Source organism: Methylobacterium sp. ME121 (assembly GCF_000974725.1).
Lineage (GTDB): Bacteria > Pseudomonadota > Alphaproteobacteria > Rhizobiales > Beijerinckiaceae > Methylobacterium > Methylobacterium radiotolerans.
The window spans coordinates 1-16,758 of the sequence record NZ_BBUX01000069.1 but is presented as its reverse complement, the minus strand read 5'-3'; the positions used below and the strand labels follow the sequence as shown (position 1 = coordinate 16,758).

Here is a 16,758-nt window from a genome sequence, read left to right as displayed (position 1 = left end):
TCTGATCCGTTCCATGTCCCAGGCCGGCAAGCCCCATTCCGATCTCGCCCATTCCGATCTCGCCCAGACCATCGAAGCCGCCTGGGAAGACCGCGCCAACGTGTCGACTGCCACCAAGGGCGCGGTGCGCGAGGCGGTCGAGGCGGCCCTGGAGCTGCTCGATTCGGGCAAGGCCCGCGTCGCCGAGAAGTCCGGCAACCGCGACTGGGTGGTGAACCAGTGGCTGAAGAAGGCGGTGCTGCTCTCCTTCCGCCTCAACGACATGGCGACGATCGAGGGCGGCCCCGGCGGCGCGCCCTGGTGGGACAAGGTCGCGTCGAAATTCGCCGGCTGGGGCGAGGCCGAGTTCCGCGCCGCGGGCCTGCGCGCCGTCCCAGGCTGCTTCGTCCGCCGGGGCTCCTACATCGCCCCCGGCGCCGTGCTGATGCCGAGCTTCGTCAATCTCGGCGCGCATGTCGGCGAGGGCACGATGGTCGACACCTGGGTGACGATCGGCTCCTGCGCGCAGGTGGGGAAGAACTGCCACATCTCGGGCGGTGCCGGCATCGCGGGCGTTCTGGAGCCGCTGCAGGCGAACCCGGTGATCATCGAGGACGACTGCTTCATCGGCGCCCGCGCCGAGGTGGCGGAGGGCGTCATCGTCGGCCAGGGCAGCGTCCTGTCCATGGGCGTCTATATCGGCGCCTCCACCAAGATCGTCGACCGGACCACCGGCGAGGTCATGTACGGCCGGGTGCCGCCCTACTCGGTGGTCGTCTCGGGCACGATGCCCGGCAAGGCGCTGCCGGACGGCACGCCGGGCCCGGGCCTCTACTGCGCGGTGATCGTCAAGCGCGTCGATGCCGGCACGCGGTCCAAGACCGCCATCAACGAGCTGCTGCGCACCTGAACATCCGGAAGCTGGCGGGAGCGCGATGGAGACGTCGGAGCTGACCCTCACGGTGGCGGGCCGGACGGTGCCGACCCCCTGCGACAGGATCGGGGCGGGGCCGGACGCGCTCCTGCTCCCGGCGCTGTCGACCATCTCGGCGCGGGCCGAGATGCGCGGCCTCGCCGGCCTGCTGGGGACGCAGTACCGCTGCCACGTCCCCGACTGGCCGGGCTTCGGCGCCCGGCCGCGGGCGCGGGTCCCCCTCGCCCCGGCGACCTTCCACGCCTTCCTGGACGCCCTGCTGGCCGCCGCGCCCGGCCCCTACGCCCTCGGCGTCGCGGCCGGCCACGCCACCGGCTACCTGGTCGCGGCGGCGCGGCGCCACCCGCGGGCCTTCGAGCGGCTGGTCCTGGTGGCCCCGACCTGGCGGGGGCCGCTGCCCACCGCGATGCCGGGCCGGGCGCACTGGTTCCCGCGCATCCGCCGGGCCGTGGAGGCCCCGGTCCTCGGCGAGGCGCTCTACCGGATCAACATCAGCCCGCCGATCATCGGCCGGATGATGCGCGCCCACGTCTACGCCGACGCGGCCCGGGTCACCCCGTCGGTGATCCGCGACAAGCACGCCATCACCCGCCAGCGCAACGGCCGCTTCGGCACCGCCGCCTTCGTCACCGGCGGCCTCGACCCGGTCGGCAGCCGCGACGCCTTCCTGGCCCTGTTCGGCGACGGCCTGCCGCCGACCCTGGTGCTGCGGCCCGCGGGCGCCCCCCGGCGCTCGGGCGCCGAGATGGACGCCCTCATCGCCGACGGTCGCGTGACCGGCGCCGCGATCCCCGGCGCCCTGAGCCCGCACGAGGAGCATCCGGATGCCGTGGCCGCCGCGATCCGGGAAGGCTGAACCCGTTCGGGGGTTCCCGGAACGGTTCTAGCCGGTCATCCCGCCTGATCCCACGTTATGATCGGCCTCATGATCGTTTCGCGCTCGTCGACTTCGTGAATGCCGTCGTAGCTGACGCCACAGAATCTCAGATTGTTCTTGTAGAAGAACAGATGGGACGCCATTTCCAGAAGGAAGGTGAATGGCTTCTCGTTCCGATACGTCCCTGTTCTGCGCACGTAGAGTTCGGGCTGTCGAACGATGTTCCAGTCTGCGTCAAAAAACCTTCGTATCAATGGGAGATAGAATTTGACGTACTCGATCAGATGCTCACGCGATTGGAATCCGATATAGTTGCAGAAAAAGTCGGAGATCATGCGGTACTGATCGACGAAGCGTACGCCGTACAGCCCGTCGAGAAAAGCGATTCCCTCATCCTTGATTCCGAGATAGCCAACTTCCTTGTAGAACTGGAGATCTTGAAAATTGGCCTTTCGGTCGTACGAAGGTAGATATCCCCATCCGTAACACTTCAGGCACGGGAAGGCGAACGCCAGCACCGTCTGAAGCTCCAGGGGTAGGGACAGATTCTTCTCGAAGAACCGTGACGACACGACGAAGAACGGATACTGCGCGAAAGGCTTCTCGAATTCGGTGAGAAGGAACGACCATTCCGCGATGAATCTGCTCCCGGCGTCAACGATGCTGGGATTGAGGATGCGTTCCTCGATGTACGCGCTTCGGAAATCGCGGGGCGCGCCGTTTCTATCGACGAAATAGAATTTCGCAGGGAGGTCTCTGTCGAAAAACCTCCTGTCTATCGGAGTCGATCTCGCGACATGATTGAATTCATGCGCCGTGATGACGTAGAGGGACCCGAGTTCTTCGCGGCGGTGATCCTCCTCCTGGGTGTCAATCATCAGAGTGCCGCTTTGCGCCGCCCGCGATAGAGCATCTACCGGTCAGTGTTGCCGAGCAAACTTGCCTCGGGCTTGCATCCGAGGTCGGAGACGTGCGTCTCCCCGGGCATCGCCGTGCTCTGACGACGCTTCGCGCCCCGCGCCGGTCGGAATGCGCACCTACAACATGCAGCGGTTCATAAGGCGCCTCGGCCGCCGCACGCTGGACAGATCGGGCCGCCTGTGCAGGGACTGAACGGGCCGGCTGAGCCGTTCCTCCGGCAGCGGGCGCGCCCCGCAGATTCCATCCGAGAGAGTCCCGGATCCGATGCTGCGCACGCCGTCCCTGCCCCTCCTCGCCCCGGCCGCCCTCGCCCTCCTCCTGGCCGTCGCGGCCCGCGCCGAGGAATCCCCGCGCCCGGCCCCCTCGGCCCCCTCGGCAACACCCGCGGCCCCGTCCCTCGGCACCGACACGCTGAAGCCCGGCAAGCCGGCCGTGAAGCCCTACCTGGCCGAAGGAGCGGTGCCGGACGCCGTCCAGTTCCTGCCCTCCCCGCCGGCCCACGACGCGCCCCTCGACAAGGCCGACCGGGCGGCCTTCAGCAGCACCCGCGCCCTCAAGGGGACGCCCCGCTGGGAGCTCGCCGCCAACGACGTGTCGGAGGGGGCCGCCGCCGTGCTGGAGAATTTCGCCTGCGTGCTCGGCACCCGGATCGATCAGGCGCGGGTGCCGGCGGTGATCAACCTCCTCGAGCGCGCCCGGCTCGATCTCGCGCGGGCGACGCGGGGGCCCAAGGTCCATTACCGCCGCCTGCGCCCGTTCGTCGGCAACGAGGCGCCGATCTGCGTGCAGCGCAGCCAGGCCCTGGCCGACAGCTTCAGCTACCCCTCGGGCCACGCCACGCAGGGCTGGGCCTACGCGCTGATCCTCGCGTCCCTGGTGCCCGAGAAGGCGACCCCGATCCTGGCCCGCGGCCGGGCCTACGGCGAGAGCCGGATCGTGTGCGGCGTGCACTGGCTCAGCGACGTGGCGGCGGGGCGCCTGACCGGCACCGCGGTCTTCGCCGCCCTGATGGGCGACGCGACCTTCCGGGCCGATCTCGACAGGGCCCGCGCCGAGCTTCGCGCCGCCCTCGCGGGCCCCGGGACGGTTCCCGATCAGGCCGCCTGTACCCGGGAGGCCACCGCCCTGCGGGAGCCGCCGCTCGAGTTCTAGGCTCGAACCGCTCTAGATTTGAATGCTTCTAAGTGTGTGATTTGCAACACGTTTTCGGCTTGATCAAGAGACCGTGAGTAATGGTACCTGAGCTCCAGGCGCCGTCTGTAGGCGTATTTCTGGGTCTCCGATGTCGCTTCGTTCCGCTCAGTCCGGCCTCCTCCTCGCCACCACCGCTCTGACCACCGTCGCCTTCGTTCAGGCCGCCGCCGCGCAGGACGCCGCCGTCCAGCTCAACGAGATCTCCGTGGAGGCCACCCGGCCGGCCATCGCGGCCCCCGCGGGATCCGGCATCGGCGGCGGCAACGTCAGCGGCGGCGACGGCGGCAGCGCGGCCACCAGCGGCGGCGGCGGCGGACCCTCCGGCGTCACCGGCTACGTGGCGCGCGTGAGCCCCACGGCGACGAAGACCAACACGCCCCTGATCGAGACCCCGCAATCGGTCTCGGTGGTCACCCGCGAGCAGCTCAACGACCGCAACGTGCAGGATCTGGCCCAGGCGATTGCCTACACGCCGGGCGTGTCGAGCAGCGTGTTCGGCTTCGACCCGCGCTACGATGCCTTCTACATCCGCGGCTTCAGCGCGACCTACAACGGCATCTTCCGCGACGGCCTGCGCCTCAACGCCGTCGGCCTGACGATCCCGCGCAGCGAGCCCTACGGGCTGGAGGCGGTCACCATCCTGAGAGGGCCGGCCTCGGGACTCTACGGTCTCGGCTCGCCCGGCGGCATCGTCGACTCGACCTCGAAGCGCCCGGTCTTCGTGCCCTTCGGCGAGGTGCAGTTTCAGGCCGGCAACTACGACCGCTTCCAGGGCAATTTCGACATCGGCGGCCCGGTGGCGGGCACCGACGGGACGTTGGCCTACCGCGTGACCGGGGTGAAGCGCCAGTCCAACACCTACCTGCCCGGCGGAGACGACGACCGCACCTTCATCGCCCCGTCCTTCACGTGGCGACCGGATTCCGACACCAGCTTCACGTTCCTCAGCGAGTATTTCGAGTCGCGCCTGCCGGGAACGTCGTTCTTCTACAACGATCCGGGCTTCCGGGTGACCAATTTCTACTCCGGTGACCCGGCGTTCAATCAGTACAAGCAGCAGCAATATCGCATCGGCTACGCTTTCGAGCACAAATTCTCGCCGGATCTGATCTTTCGTCAGAACTTTCGCTACTATGATGTCCGCGCGGATTACGATTACACGTCGATCACGGGACTCAATCCTGCCCGAACCCTGGGCTCGCGGACGGCCGGCGCCTATCTGGACACGCTGAGCCAGATCTCCCTCGACAACCAACTCGAAGGCCACTTCACCACCGGTCCGATCCAGCACACCCTGATCGGCGGGGTCGATTACGCCCATTACGACTACACGCGCGCCTTCGGCTTCGGTGCCGCGCCGGATCTCAACCTCCTGACCTTGAACTACGGGCAGCAGGTCATCGCCCGGCCGCGTTACACGAACTTCCAGAGCCAGGCGCAGGATCAGATCGGTGCCTACTTGCAGGAACAGGCCAAGCTCGGGCGCTTCGTCCTGACCCTCACCGGCCGGCACGACTGGGTCTTCCAGAACACGAGCGACCAGACGGCCGGCACGGTCGCCAACCAGACCGATCGGGCCTTCTCGGGCCGTATCGGGCTGAATTACCTGCTCACCGATTTCCTGGTGCCCTACGCCAGCTACGCCACGACCTTCACGCCGCAGGTCGGCATCGACGTGAACGGGAACCCGTTCAAGGCCGCGACCGGCGACCAGATCGAGGCCGGCGTGAAGGTGGCCATCCCGAACACCAACATCACGACGTCGTTCTCAGGATTCGACATCGTGCAATCGTCGCTCCTGCGGCAGGATCCCAATAACATCGCCAATCAGGTCGCGACCGGGTCGGTGGAGTTCAAGGGATTCGAGGCCGAACTGACGGCCAATTTCGCGCCGGGAACCAACCTGACGCTGTCCTACACCCATCTCGATCTTCGCTACCTGCGCCAGACCTCCCTGGTCACGGGTCGGCCGATCGACGGCAACGCCCTCTCGGGCATCCCGGGCGACAGCTTCACCGCCTTCGGAACCTATCTGTTCGCGCCCTCCTCGCCGTTGGCCGGCCTGCAACTGGGCGGCGGTATCCGCTACGCCGGGACGAGTTTCGCCGACGACGAGAACACCGTCCGCAACCCGACCGTGACCCTGTTCGACGCGCTGGTCGCCTACGATTTCGCGGCCCTCGACCCGAAATACAGGGGCTTCCGCGCGCAGATCAACGCCACCAACATCTTCGACCGCAGCTACACGACCTGCCAGGCCGGCTTCTGCTATCGCGGCGCGCCCGCGACAGTCATCGGCAGCCTGATCTACCGCTGGTAGTTTGCGGGAGCGGGGGCCGCGGCATGGCAGGTCCCCGTCCGCGGCACTGGAGCCGGGATCGGAAACCGTCCTAAGGCCGGAGCATCGTCCTCCGACCCGGACCCGCCATGCTCTCGACCCTGCTGGTCGTGCTGCCGATCTTCGCGCTGATCTTCGCCGGCTGGCTGACGCGGCGGATCGGGGTGCTCGGGGCCGCCGCCACCACCGAGCTCAACCGGTTCGTGGTCTTCCTGGCCCTGCCGGCGCTCCTGTTCGACGTGACCGCGCACGCCCACTGGAGCGCCATCTGGAAGCCCGGCTTCATCGGCGCCTTCGGGCTCAGCAGCCTCGCGGTCTTCGGCCTCACCGTGATGATCCGGCGCGGGGCGGGGCGGCCGCTGGCCGACGCCGCGGTCGACGGCCTCAACGCCGGCTACGCCAATACCGGCTTCATGGGCTTCCCGCTGGCGCTGGTCGCCTTCGGGCCGGAGGCGCTGGCGCCCACCACGGTGGCGGCGATCCTCACGGTCTGCGGCGTGTTCGCGGTGGCGATCGTGCTGATTGAGACCGGTCTGCGGCGCGAGGCGGCCGCCACGGGCCGCGGCGGCGGGGCCCGCCGGCCGGTCTGGTGGACGGTTATCCGCTCCCTCGTGCGCAACCCGCTGCTGGTGGCGCCGGCGCTGGGCGCCCTGGTGCCGAGCGCCGGGCTGACCGTGCCGGAGGCGGTGGCCACGTTCCTGAAGCTCCTCGGCGGCGCGGCGGCGCCCTGCGCCCTGGTGGCGCTCGGCCTGTTCCTGGCCCAGGCCCGCCACACCGGGGGCGGGCAGGGGCGCACCGCCGCGCTGCTCGTCGGCCTGAAGCTCGCGCTCCACCCGCTCCTGGCCTACGGCCTCGGCCGCTACCTGTTCGACCTGCCCCCGCTCCTGCTCCACACCGCCGTGCTCATGGCCGCCCTCCCCACCGGCACCGGGCCGTTCATGCTGGCCGAGTTCTACCGGCGCGAGGCCGACCTGACCGCCACCGTGGTGCTGGCCTCCACCGTGCTGGCCATCGTCACGGTCTCGGCCTACCTCGCGGCGATCGCCTAGGCGTCGCCACCCCCCGGCGCTCCGGCGCTCCGCGGCCTCACGGTCGGAAACGGGACGATCACGCTCTTGCCGCAGAGGAATCGTAACGTTTGCCCCGTAGCGTCGTGGCGCGGCACGCCGTGTCCGCGCTAGAACGATCCGACAGGCAGGGGCGGAACGACGGCGGATGGTGGGTTCGGGAGTTTCCATCGCGGGGCGTATCGCCCGCCTCGCCTGCGCGACGGGCCTGGCGCTGAGCCTCTCGGCCTGCTTCCGGCCGCTCTACGGGCCGACCGCCTCGGGAGAATCCGTCCAGGCGCTGCTCGCCTCGGTGCAGGTCGACGACGTGGCGATGGCCCAGGGCCAGGAGCGCCTCGGCCACTACCTGCGCAGCGAGCTGGTCTTCGACCTCGACGGGTCCGGCCATCCGGCGACCAAGCGCTACCGGCTCAAGCTCTCGGGCTCCGAGATCGTGCAGACCCCGATCGTCTCGTCCACCACCGGCCGCGCCGAGGCCGGCACCCTGGTGGCCAACATCAAGTACAGCCTGGAGGACATGGCCGGCACCAAGGTCTACACCGAGGGTGTCGCCACCTCGACCGCGACCTACGACCGCTCGGTCCAGCGCTTCGCCAGCCAGCGGGCGGCGCGGGACGCCGAGATCCGGCTGGCGAGCGTGCTGTCCGATCAGATCAAGAGCCGCCTCGCGGCCGTGCTCTCGACGAAGCCGTAACCCGACGTGACGGCAGTCAAGGCCGGCGAGATCGAGGGGCTGATCCGGCGCGGGCCCGATCCGCGCATCCCCGTCATCCTGGTCTTCGGGCCGGATACCGGTCTGGTGACCGAGCGGGCCCGGAAGCTCGCCGAGGATTTCGTCGACGATCCGGCCGATCCCTTCGCGCTGGTGCGGATCGACGGCGACGCCCTGGCCGCCGATCCGGGCCGGCTGTGCGACGAGGCCGGGACGATGGGCCTGTTCGGCGGCCGCCGGTCGATCTGGGTCCGGCCCGGCACGCGCAACTACGCGCCCGCCGTCGAGGCGGTGCTGGGCGCGACCGTCGCCGACGCCCGCATCGTGGTGGAGGCCGGCGACCTCGCCAAGAACAACCCGCTCCGCGCCCTCTGCGAGCGCTCGCCGAAGGCGCTCGCGATCCCCTGCTACGCCGACGACGAGCGGACCCTCTCGGACCTGATCGAGCGCACCCTCCAGGAGCGCGGCCTGCGCATCGACCGCGCCGCCCGGGAGGTCCTGGCCCGCAGCCTCGGCGGCGACCGTCGCGCGAGCCTGATGGAGATCGAGAAGCTCGCCCTCTACGCCGCGGGGGAGGGGGACAAGACCGTGACCCTCGAGCACGTCGAGGCCGTCACCAGCGACGTCGCGGCGAGCGTGCTCAACACCCTGATCGACGCCGCCTTCGACGGCCGCCGCGAGGCGGTGGAGCGCGACTACCGCCGCTTCCGGCACGAGGGCCTCGATCCGGGCGTGGTGCTGGGCTCGGCGCTGCGGCACGCCCTGACACTGCTCACCACCCGCCTCGACAATCCCGAGAAGACGCCCGCCATGATGGCCGCGACCTGGCGGGGCCTGCATTTCAAGCGCAAGGCCAGCATCGAGGGCCAGCTCGGCGCGTGGCCGCCCGGCACCCTCCGCCAGGCCGTCGCGGCCCTGCAGGAGGCCGTCCTCGCCTGCCGGCGGGCCGAGCCCGACCTGGCCCACGCGCTGGCCTTGGCGGCCCTCCTGCGGGTCGCGGAGGCGGGGGCGCGGCGGCGGCGCTAGCCGGGCTCAGGCGCCGTCCGCGCCCCCGGCACGGCGGCGCGCGAGCCACGCGCCCCAGAACAGGCTGGAGAAGAAGCGGGTCGGCGTCCCGAAGCCGGCGGCATCCAGCAGGTCCGCGACGGCCTCCTCGGAGTGGGGCGGGTCGGCGCCCTGCAGGATCTTCCCGCGCCGGGCCTCGATCTCGTCGGCGCCGGCGCCCTGCTGGCGCCAGCGCTCGCCCCAGGCCGCCAGGAGCAGGGGCTGGCTCGCGTAGGCGTAGTGGTTGCCGGCGAGCACCAGGGGCGCCCCCGGCCTCAGGTGTCCGGCGATGGCGTGCAGGATCGCCCGCTTCTCCGCGTCGCCCGGCAGATGGTGGAGCACGCCGATCAGGGTCGCGGCGTCGTAGGTCGCGTCGCGGGGGAGGGCCTCCACCGGGCCGCGGACGATCTCGGTCCGGTCGGCGAGTCCGTCCCGCTCCAGCCGCGCGACCGTCAGGTCCATCATGGCGCTGGAGGGGTCGACGGCGGTGAAGCGCCAGGCCGGCTCGAGGGCCGCCGCGGTGACGATCTCCGTGCCGCCCCCGCCCGCGCCGACGACCAGCAGCCGCGCGGGCGCGCCGCGACCCAGGGCGGCGGCGAGCATGCAGGCGGCGAGCTCGTGGCAGGCGTCGTAGCCCGCCAGGGCGATCCGGCTCTGCTGCGCGTACGCCCCGGCCCGGTCGGCGTCGAACTTCCGCGCCGCCGCGCCGCCCTGCTCGGCCAAGCTCCGCTCCTCCGCTCTACGGGGCGCCGACGGCGCCGCCTCAGGCGTCCGAGACCTTGAACCGGTTGAGCAGGGCCTGCAGCTCGTCCTGGGTCTCGTAACGGATGCGGATCTCGCCCGAATCGGCGTCCTTCGGCTTGTAGGAGACCGGGACGCCGAGCGCCCGGTGGATCCGCAGCTCCAAGTCGCGCACCGTCGCGGGGCGCTCGGCCGAGAGGCGCGGGCGCCCCGGGCGCGGCGTCTCGGCCGGGGCAGCCTCCGCGGAGGCGATGGCCTCCACGTCCCGGACCGACAGGCTCTCGGCCACGACGCGGCGCGCCGTCGCCTCGGGATCGCGCACGGCCAGCAGCGCGCGGGCGTGGCCGGCGGTCAGCTCGCCGGCGGTGACCCGCTCCTGCACGGACAGCGGCAGGTTGAGCAGCCGGAGCGTGTTGGCGAGGTGGCTGCGGCTCTTGCCCAGGATCTCGGCCAGCTCCTTCTGGGTGTACGAGAAATCCTTCATCAGGCGCTCGTACCCGGACGCCTCCTCGATCGCGTTGAGGTCGGTGCGCTGGACGTTCTCCAGGATGGCGAATTCCAGCGAGCCGCGGTCGTCGATCTCGACCACCACCACCGGCACCTCGTCGAGGCCGGCGCGCTGGGCGGCCCGCCAGCGCCGCTCGCCGGCCACGATCTCGTAGGTCCCGGGCACGTCGCCGATCGGGCGGACCACGATCGGCTGGATGATGCCCCGCTGACCGATCGAGGCCGCCAGCTCGGACAGCTCCGTCTCGGCGAAGCTCCGGCGCGGGTTGCGCGGGTTGGCGCGCAGGAACTCGATCTGGACCCTGCGCTGCTCCTCGGCCTTGGCCGAGGCGCGGCCGGCCTCGTTGAAGTCACCGATCAGCGCCGCGAGCCCGCGCCCCAGTCGAGGCTTCGCCCCCTCCTCCGCCATGATCGCCACCCGTGTCACGCTCCACACTCGCCCCTCGTACCGGGAGGGGGACTCAAATCCGTCAGGCCGCGGCCGGAACCCGGCCCTCGCGCTGGATCACCTCCGAGGCGAGGCGCAGGTAGGCCTGACTGCCGGCGCATTTCAGGTCGTACAGCAGCGCCGGCTTGCCGTGCGAGGGCGCCTCGGAGATCCGGACATTGCGGGGGATCACGGTCTCGTAGACCTTGTCGCCCATGAACCCGCGCACGTCCGCCACGACCTGGGCGGAGAGGTTGTTGCGCGGGTCGAACATCGTCAGCACGATGCCCTGGATCGTCAGCTTCGGGTTCAGGGCGCCGCGGACCTGCTCGACGGTGCGCAGCAGCTGGCTGAGGCCCTCCAGGGCGAAGAACTCGCACTGCAGCGGCACCAGCACCGCGTCGGCGGCCGCCAGCGCGTTGATGGTCAGCAGGTTGAGCGAGGGCGGGCAGTCGATCAGGACGTAGCTGATCCGGCTCAGGCTCGGCGCCTGGGTCAGGCTCTTCAGGACGCCGCGCAGCCGGTGCGCCCGGTCGGGGAGGGTGGCCAGCTCCAGCTCCAGGCCGAGGAGGTCCATGGTCGAGGGCGCCAGCGACAGCCGCGGCACGGCGGTGGGAACCACGGCCTGCGCCAGGGAGGCCTCGCCGGCCATGACCTCGTAGGTCGAGACCCGGCGCTTGGCGCGGTCGATCCCGAGGCCCGTGGAGGCGTTGCCCTGCGGGTCGAGGTCGATCACCAGCACGTCCTCGCCGATCGCCGCCAGGGCGGTGCCGAGGTTGATCGCCGTCGTGGTCTTGCCGACGCCGCCCTTCTGGTTGGCGAGCGCCAGCACGCGCAGAGGGCGTCGCATGGATGAATCCATGGACCGGTCGGCGGGATCGCCGAGGATCGCTTCGCTCATCGGTGGCTCGGGGCGGCGAGGGCAGTGACGCGCACGATCCGGGCTTCGGAATCGGTCCGGCTCGGCACGAGGTCGTTAACGACTCTCCACTGCGCGCCGGCCTGGGTCAATTCGGCTTGTACGTCCCGCCCCTTCGGAAACAGGCCGGTGGTGCCCGTTTTCAACAGAGGCTCGGTCCAGGCGAGGAGCTGCGTCATCGGGGCGAGGGCGCGGGCGCAGACCACGTCGGTCCCGCCGTACTCACCGATCACCGCCTCGATCCGCGCGTTGCGCACCCGGGCCGGGGCCTCGGTCAGCCGGGCGGTCTCGGTGAGGAAGGCGCATTTGCGCGCGTTGCTCTCCACGAGGTCGACCCGGACGCCGCGCTCCCGGCCGGCGATGGCCAGGATCAGGCCCGGGATGCCCGCGCCGGAGCCGAGATCGAGCCACGTGCGGGCCTCCGGCGCGAGGTCGAGCAGTTGCAGCGCGTCGTCGATATGGCGGCTCCAGACCTCCGTCAGGGTCGCGGGGCCGACGAGGTTCTTGATCGGCTGCCAGCGTCGCAGCTGCGCCACATAGAGGTCGAGCCGCTCCGCTGTTTCACGTGAAACACCGGCCGCCGCCAGGACACGGGCGCGATCCGGGTCGCTCATGCCGGGTGCCGGTCCGCGGGGGTCGACGGCGCGCGCGCGCCGCGCCTTGCGTGGGCGGCCAGGAGGGTGAGGGCCGCCGGGGTGACGCCCTCGATCCGGGCCGCCTGCCCCAGGGTCCCGGGGCGCACGGTCTCGAGCTTCACCCGCATCTCGTTCGAGAGGCCGCTGATCGCCGCGTAGTCGAGCCCCGGCGGCAGGCGCACCGCCTCGTCCCGGCGGAAGGCCGCGATGTCGGCGTTCTGGCGGTCGAGGTAGACCGCGTAGGTCGCGTCGGTCTTCATCCGGTCGGCGATCCGTGGGGGGACCTCCGCCAGGTCCGGCCACACCGCCGCCAAGTCCGCCCATCCGATCTCCGGGTACGCGAGCAGCTGGAAGCCGGTGCGGCGGATGCCGTCGCGGTTGAGGCTGATCCCGTGGGGCGCGGCCTGGCTGGGCGTCAGGCTCACCGCGTCGAGGCGGGCGCGGGCCGCGCCGAGCGCCGCCTGCCCGGCCGCGAACTGGGCCGCCCGGTGTCCCCCGACGCAGCCGAGCGCGATCCCGCGCGGCGTCAGCCGGGCGTCGGCGTTGTCGACCCGCAGGGACAGCCGGTACTCCGAGCGCGAGGTGAACATCCGGTACGGCTCGCTGACCCCCTGCGTCACGAGGTCGTCGATCATCACGCCGAGATACGACTCGGCCCGGTCGAAGCCCGCGATGCCGAGGCCGCCCGCGTGCCGGGCGGCATTGAGGCCGGCCACCAGGCCCTGGCCGGCGGCCTCCTCGTAGCCCGTGGTCCCGTTGATCTGGCCGGCCAGGAACAGGCCCGGCAGGCGCTTCACCTGGAGGCCGAGATCGAGCTCCCGGGGATCGACGTAGTCGTACTCGATGGCGTAGCCCGGCCGCAGGATCTCGACCCGCTCCAGGCCCGGGATCAGCCGCACGAGGTCGCGTTGCACCGCCTCCGGCAGCGCCGTCGAGATGCCGTTCGGGTAGATGGTGGGATCGTCGAGCCCTTCAGGTTCCAGGAAAATCTGGTGGCCCTCCCGGTCGCCGAAGCGCACCACCTTGTCCTCGATCGACGGGCAGTAGCGCGGGCCCCGGCTGGCGATGCCGCCGGAATACATCGGCGAGCGGTGCAGGTTGGCGCGGATCAGGTCGTGGACGGCCCGGGTGGTCCGGGTGATGCCGCAGCGGATCTGCGGGTTGGTGATCCGCTCGGTCAGCGTCGAGAACGGCACCGGCTCGGCGTCGGCCTCCTGCATCTCCAGGCCGGACCAGTCGATGGTCCGCCCGTCGAGGCGCGGGGGCGTGCCGGTCTTCAGGCGCCCGAGGCGGAGGCCGAGGCGTTCGAGGGTCTGGGCCAGCCCGACCGCCGGCGCCTCGCCGACGCGGCCCGCCGGGATCTGCCGCTCGCCGATATGGATCAGGCCGCGCAGGAAGGTGCCGGTGGTCAGCACCACCGCGCCGCAGGCGAGGGTCCGCCCGTCCGCCAGGACGAGGCCGCAGAGGCGGCCCTCGGCGTCGAAGGCCAGATCCTCGCACGCGCCCGCGACCACGGTGAGGCCGGCGGTCTCGGCCACGGCGGTCTGCATGGCGGCCGCGTAGAGCTTGCGGTCGGCCTGGGTGCGCGGACCGCGCACCGCCGGTCCCTTGCGGCGGTTGAGCAGGCGGAACTGGATGCCGGCCGCGTCGGCGACCCGGCCCATCAGCCCGTCCAGGGCGTCGACCTCGCGGACGAGGTGGCCCTTGCCGAGGCCGCCGATCGCCGGGTTGCAGGACATCGCGCCGATCGTCGCGGGATCGTGGGTGACCAGCGCGGTGCGCGCGCCGCAGCGCGCGGCGGCGGCGGCGGCCTCGACGCCGGCATGGCCGCCGCCGACGACCGCGACGTCGAACCGTGCGGAGGAGGTGGTGAGCATCGGGTACCGAGCAGCCTTTCGCAGATATTCCGCCGCGGGTGCGGGCGGCGCGCGCGCCGTGCACGGCCCGCGCGCGCGGGGACCGGCGGATCTGCCGGGAGGTCTAAGCGCGCGCGGGCGCGGCGGTCAACGCGTCCGGATCCCGCGCGCCCGGGACGGCGCCGCGCACGGCAGGACTCATCTGAATGCGGTATTCAACACCCGAGCCGCGGAAAGATCTGTTGTTCCCGCGGGCGTTGCTGGAGAAGGCTCTGCGATGACTTGCCCGCAATCTCTTGCCAGCCGCTCCGGACCGTGCAAATCTTGCGCCGTGACGCGATCCTGAGCGGACAACGCCGTCCGCCAGGCCCACGAGAGGGACCGGTTTCGCCGCGCCGCGGAGCGACGCGCGAGGAGGAGACTCAAGATGTCGTCGCTGACAATCGGCCTGGGCGCCGCCTGTTGCGCGGCCGGCGCCGCCGCCCATTTCCTCGACCGCACCAAGCGCAAGGAAGGCCTGTTCGGCCTCGCGGGCTTCGCCCTGTTGCTGACCGGGATGTTCCTGAGCCGCTCCTGAGAGGGGGCCGCGCACGGGGCGCTCCGGCGTCCGCGGCCTCGGGAGGCCGCGGCGGCTCAGCCGGTCATGGCCGTCGCGGTGTAGCCGGCCTTGGTCAGGGCCTCGGCGATGGTCAGCGCCTGCGCGTCGGTGCGGATCGCCACGCGCGCGGCGTCCCGGTCGACCCGCACGTCGGCGGCGGGATCGACCCGCTTCACCGTGCGGGTCACCGCGGCGGCGCAGCCGTCGCAGGTCATGCCCTCGACTCGCATCAGCAGGTCGGCGCGCGTCTCGTCCATTCGGGCCTCCATGGCGTGTCCCCGGAATGTCGGGACCCGGCGGGGCCGGCGCAAGCCGGGGCGCGGCTCAGAACAGCGCCGGCATGCGGAAGGCGTAATCGACGCGCAGGCCGAACTGGTACTGGTTGGGGTTGCCGAACGGGCGCCGCACCAGCGGGCTGTCGCCGGAGGCGCCCAGGATCCGGGTGTAGCCGGCATAGGCCGTGTAGGACCAAGTCTCACTCTGGGTGTAGGTCACGCCGCCGAGCACGCCCGCCGAGTAGAAGCTGCGCGGGTCGTAGGGGGTGACGCGCCCGTTCAGCGCCGCCTCGATCGGCGAGACGCCGAAGTATTTCCGGGCGTAGCTGGCGTCGCCGACGTTCAGGCGCGGCCCGACGGAGAACAGGAACTTCTCCGCCGGGATCAGGTAGTCGGCCGCCACCGAGCCGACCGTGCCGTGGTGGCCGTAGAGGCCCTGGCGCACCTCGACGCGGGTCCGGATGAACGAGACCGGGTAGAACTCCGCGAACACGCCCGGCTCCACGGCGAAGCGGGCGTCGCGGAAGCCGTACAGGTGGCGCCTGTCGTCGCCGTAGTAGCGCCCCGGCACGAAGCGCGCGGTCGGGCCGATCCGGAACGACTCGGTGTCGAACAGCGACAGGCTGAACCCGTCATCCGGCGTCGAGAAGCGGCGCGGCTCGCCCACCCGGCGGACATCGATCGAGGGATAGCCGACGGCCGTATAGTCGCTGGCGCCCGGATAGCGCGGCACGGCCTGGATCGAGCCGCTCAGCGTGACGATCCAAGTGTTGGGATCGACCATCGCGAAGGTCGGCGTGGTGCGCGGAAGATCCGCGTTGAGATCGGCGGCCCGCGGCGCCGTCGTGCCGAAGGCCGCGACGAGCGCGCCGGCGCCGAGAACGGCGCGATATCGGGGAGTACGCGGGGGGACGGGCGTCATGGCCACGCTTTATGATCCTTTTTCATCCCGTCCGCATTCGCAAGCCGCGCAACCCTCCCCGGATCGCCCCGCAATCGGGTCCGCCGTGATGAATCCGCAACGTTCCAGCGGGCGCCGGCGTCACACCGCCCGGAATTAACAGGCGGTGGCGCTCCATCGCGGTCCCGGAGCCTTGCCGGGCAGGGTGCGGGTGGCCAATGATCCTGCGATTCGGTTCGCGCCCGGTGGGGATCGCTCGGGATGTCCCCCGGCGACCGGCGCGCGTTCCTGGCAGGTGTTCAGACGATGGTCCCGGTCCTCGGCCGGTACGCGGGGCTGCTGACGGTCGGCCTTCTCGGGCTCGTCGTGTTCGGGCCGCTCGCGGTGTTCCTGCCGCTCTGGAGTGCCCTGACGCTCGGCGCCGCGGCCGCCGCGGCGGGCGGTCTCGCCCTCACCCGTATCGCCACCCTCAAGGCGCGCTGCGAGAAGCTGTCCGGCGAGGTCGACCTGCTGTCCCGGCGCCTGCTCAAGGTCGAGACGGCGGCCGCGACCGCGGCGGCCCAGCCGCGGCCCGAGGCCGCGGAGGCCGCCCTGCGGGCGCAGATCGAGGAACTGACCGTCGAGTTCGGGCTCCTCAGCGGGATCGTCCGCGACCTCACCACGGTCGTGAGCGCCCAGGATGCCGAGATCGCGGGCCTCAAGGCGCGGCCGGCGATCGGGCCCGGAATCGCGCCCGCCGAGGCGCCCCGGCCGCAGACCGCGGCGGCGCCCGCCGCTGCCCTTCCGGACGCCGCCGCCCCGTCGCTGCCGCAGCCGAGGGGCCCGGCCGCCCC

Annotated in this window: 16 protein-coding genes and 1 pseudogene; 9 read left to right on the top strand and 8 right to left on the bottom strand. The window is 71.4% G+C overall.

From position 1 onward, the window contains the following. The first annotated feature begins 13 nt into the window (after nt 1-13). A complete protein-coding gene (dapD, locus tag ME121_RS27110; protein ID WP_012321029.1) occupies nt 14-889 on the top strand; it encodes a 2,3,4,5-tetrahydropyridine-2,6-dicarboxylate N-succinyltransferase in 876 nt (291 codons plus the stop codon). Between the two features lie 25 nt (nt 890-914). Next, nucleotides 915-1,769 (top strand): alpha/beta fold hydrolase, encoded by an 855-nt coding sequence (locus tag ME121_RS27105; protein ID WP_058621210.1) that lies wholly within the window; start codon nt 915-917, stop codon nt 1,767-1,769. 35 nt (nt 1,770-1,804) lie between these two features. On the opposite strand, the gene ME121_RS27100 is transcribed toward ME121_RS27105, so the two are convergent. Beyond that, complete coding sequence (locus ME121_RS27100) at nt 1,805-2,668, bottom strand: hypothetical protein (RefSeq protein WP_058621211.1); 864 nt, start codon at nt 2,666-2,668, stop codon at nt 1,805-1,807. A gap of 307 nt (nt 2,669-2,975) precedes the next feature. On the opposite strand from ME121_RS27100, the gene ME121_RS27095 reads away from it, so the two are divergent. The 5 genes from ME121_RS27095 to holA all read left to right on the top strand — a co-directional run bounded on the left by ME121_RS27095 (nt 2,976) and on the right by holA (nt 9,048). Beyond that, nucleotides 2,976-3,863 (top strand): acid phosphatase, encoded by an 888-nt coding sequence (locus ME121_RS27095; RefSeq protein ID WP_012321026.1) that lies wholly within the window; start codon nt 2,976-2,978, stop codon nt 3,861-3,863. A gap of 130 nt (nt 3,864-3,993) precedes the next feature. After that, entirely contained in the window at nt 3,994-6,225 is a 2,232-nt protein-coding gene (locus ME121_RS27090; RefSeq protein ID WP_059409934.1) for a TonB-dependent siderophore receptor, read from the top strand. Between the two features lie 107 nt (nt 6,226-6,332). Continuing rightward, nucleotides 6,333-7,292 (top strand): AEC family transporter, encoded by a 960-nt coding sequence (locus ME121_RS27085; protein WP_024828976.1) that lies wholly within the window; start codon nt 6,333-6,335, stop codon nt 7,290-7,292. 166 nt (nt 7,293-7,458) lie between these two features. Further along, the gene (locus tag ME121_RS27080; protein ID WP_012321023.1) at nt 7,459-8,004 is read left to right on the top strand and encodes an LPS assembly lipoprotein LptE; all 546 of its coding nucleotides are present in this window, start codon (nt 7,459-7,461) and stop codon (nt 8,002-8,004) included. A 6-nt stretch (nt 8,005-8,010) separates the two neighbouring features. After that, entirely contained in the window at nt 8,011-9,048 is a 1,038-nt protein-coding gene (holA, locus tag ME121_RS27075) for a DNA polymerase III subunit delta (RefSeq protein WP_059409933.1), read from the top strand. Nucleotides 9,049-9,054: 6 nt separating this feature from the next. Here the strand turns inward: holA and ME121_RS27070 are convergent, their stop codons facing one another. The 5 genes from ME121_RS27070 to mnmG all read right to left on the bottom strand — a co-directional run bounded on the left by ME121_RS27070 (nt 9,055) and on the right by mnmG (nt 14,172). Then, nucleotides 9,055-9,789 carry a class I SAM-dependent methyltransferase gene (locus ME121_RS27070; RefSeq protein ID WP_012321021.1) on the bottom strand — a complete coding sequence of 245 codons (735 nt, stop codon included), beginning with the start codon at nt 9,787-9,789 and terminating at the stop codon, nt 9,055-9,057. Between the two features lie 40 nt (nt 9,790-9,829). Then, on the bottom strand, nt 9,830-10,723 hold the full coding sequence (locus tag ME121_RS27065) for a ParB/RepB/Spo0J family partition protein (protein WP_024828979.1): 894 nt from the start codon (nt 10,721-10,723) through the stop codon (nt 9,830-9,832). 61 nt (nt 10,724-10,784) lie between these two features. After that, entirely contained in the window at nt 10,785-11,642 is an 858-nt protein-coding gene (locus tag ME121_RS27060; protein WP_012321019.1) for a ParA family protein, read from the bottom strand. Further along, nucleotides 11,639-12,274, bottom strand: coding sequence for a 16S rRNA (guanine(527)-N(7))-methyltransferase RsmG (gene rsmG, locus ME121_RS27055; protein ID WP_012321018.1), 636 nt, complete (start codon nt 12,272-12,274; stop codon nt 11,639-11,641). Before rsmG ends, ME121_RS27060 begins: the two co-directional genes overlap by 4 nt. Further along, complete coding sequence (gene mnmG, locus ME121_RS27050) at nt 12,271-14,172, bottom strand: tRNA uridine-5-carboxymethylaminomethyl(34) synthesis enzyme MnmG (protein ID WP_058607884.1); 1,902 nt, start codon at nt 14,170-14,172, stop codon at nt 12,271-12,273. The genes rsmG and mnmG overlap by 4 nt, the downstream gene beginning before the upstream one ends. A gap of 406 nt (nt 14,173-14,578) precedes the next feature. Here mnmG and ME121_RS34350 point away from each other — a divergent pair, with 406 nt between their 5' ends. Beyond that, nucleotides 14,579-14,728 (top strand): hypothetical protein, encoded by a 150-nt coding sequence (locus ME121_RS34350; RefSeq protein WP_012321016.1) that lies wholly within the window; start codon nt 14,579-14,581, stop codon nt 14,726-14,728. A gap of 56 nt (nt 14,729-14,784) precedes the next feature. Here ME121_RS34350 and ME121_RS27045 read toward each other — a convergent pair whose 3' ends face one another. Both ME121_RS27045 and ME121_RS27040 read right to left on the bottom strand, forming a co-directional pair. After that, on the bottom strand, nt 14,785-15,006 hold the full coding sequence (locus tag ME121_RS27045) for a heavy-metal-associated domain-containing protein (protein WP_012321015.1): 222 nt from the start codon (nt 15,004-15,006) through the stop codon (nt 14,785-14,787). Nucleotides 15,007-15,073: 67 nt separating this feature from the next. Further along, nucleotides 15,074-15,946 carry a MipA/OmpV family protein gene (locus ME121_RS27040; protein ID WP_043074471.1) on the bottom strand — a complete coding sequence of 291 codons (873 nt, stop codon included), beginning with the start codon at nt 15,944-15,946 and terminating at the stop codon, nt 15,074-15,076. Nucleotides 15,947-16,186: 240 nt separating this feature from the next. Here ME121_RS27040 and ME121_RS27035 point away from each other — a divergent pair. Next, nucleotides 16,187-16,758: pseudogene (locus tag ME121_RS27035) on the top strand (EAL domain-containing protein); the annotation flags it as partial.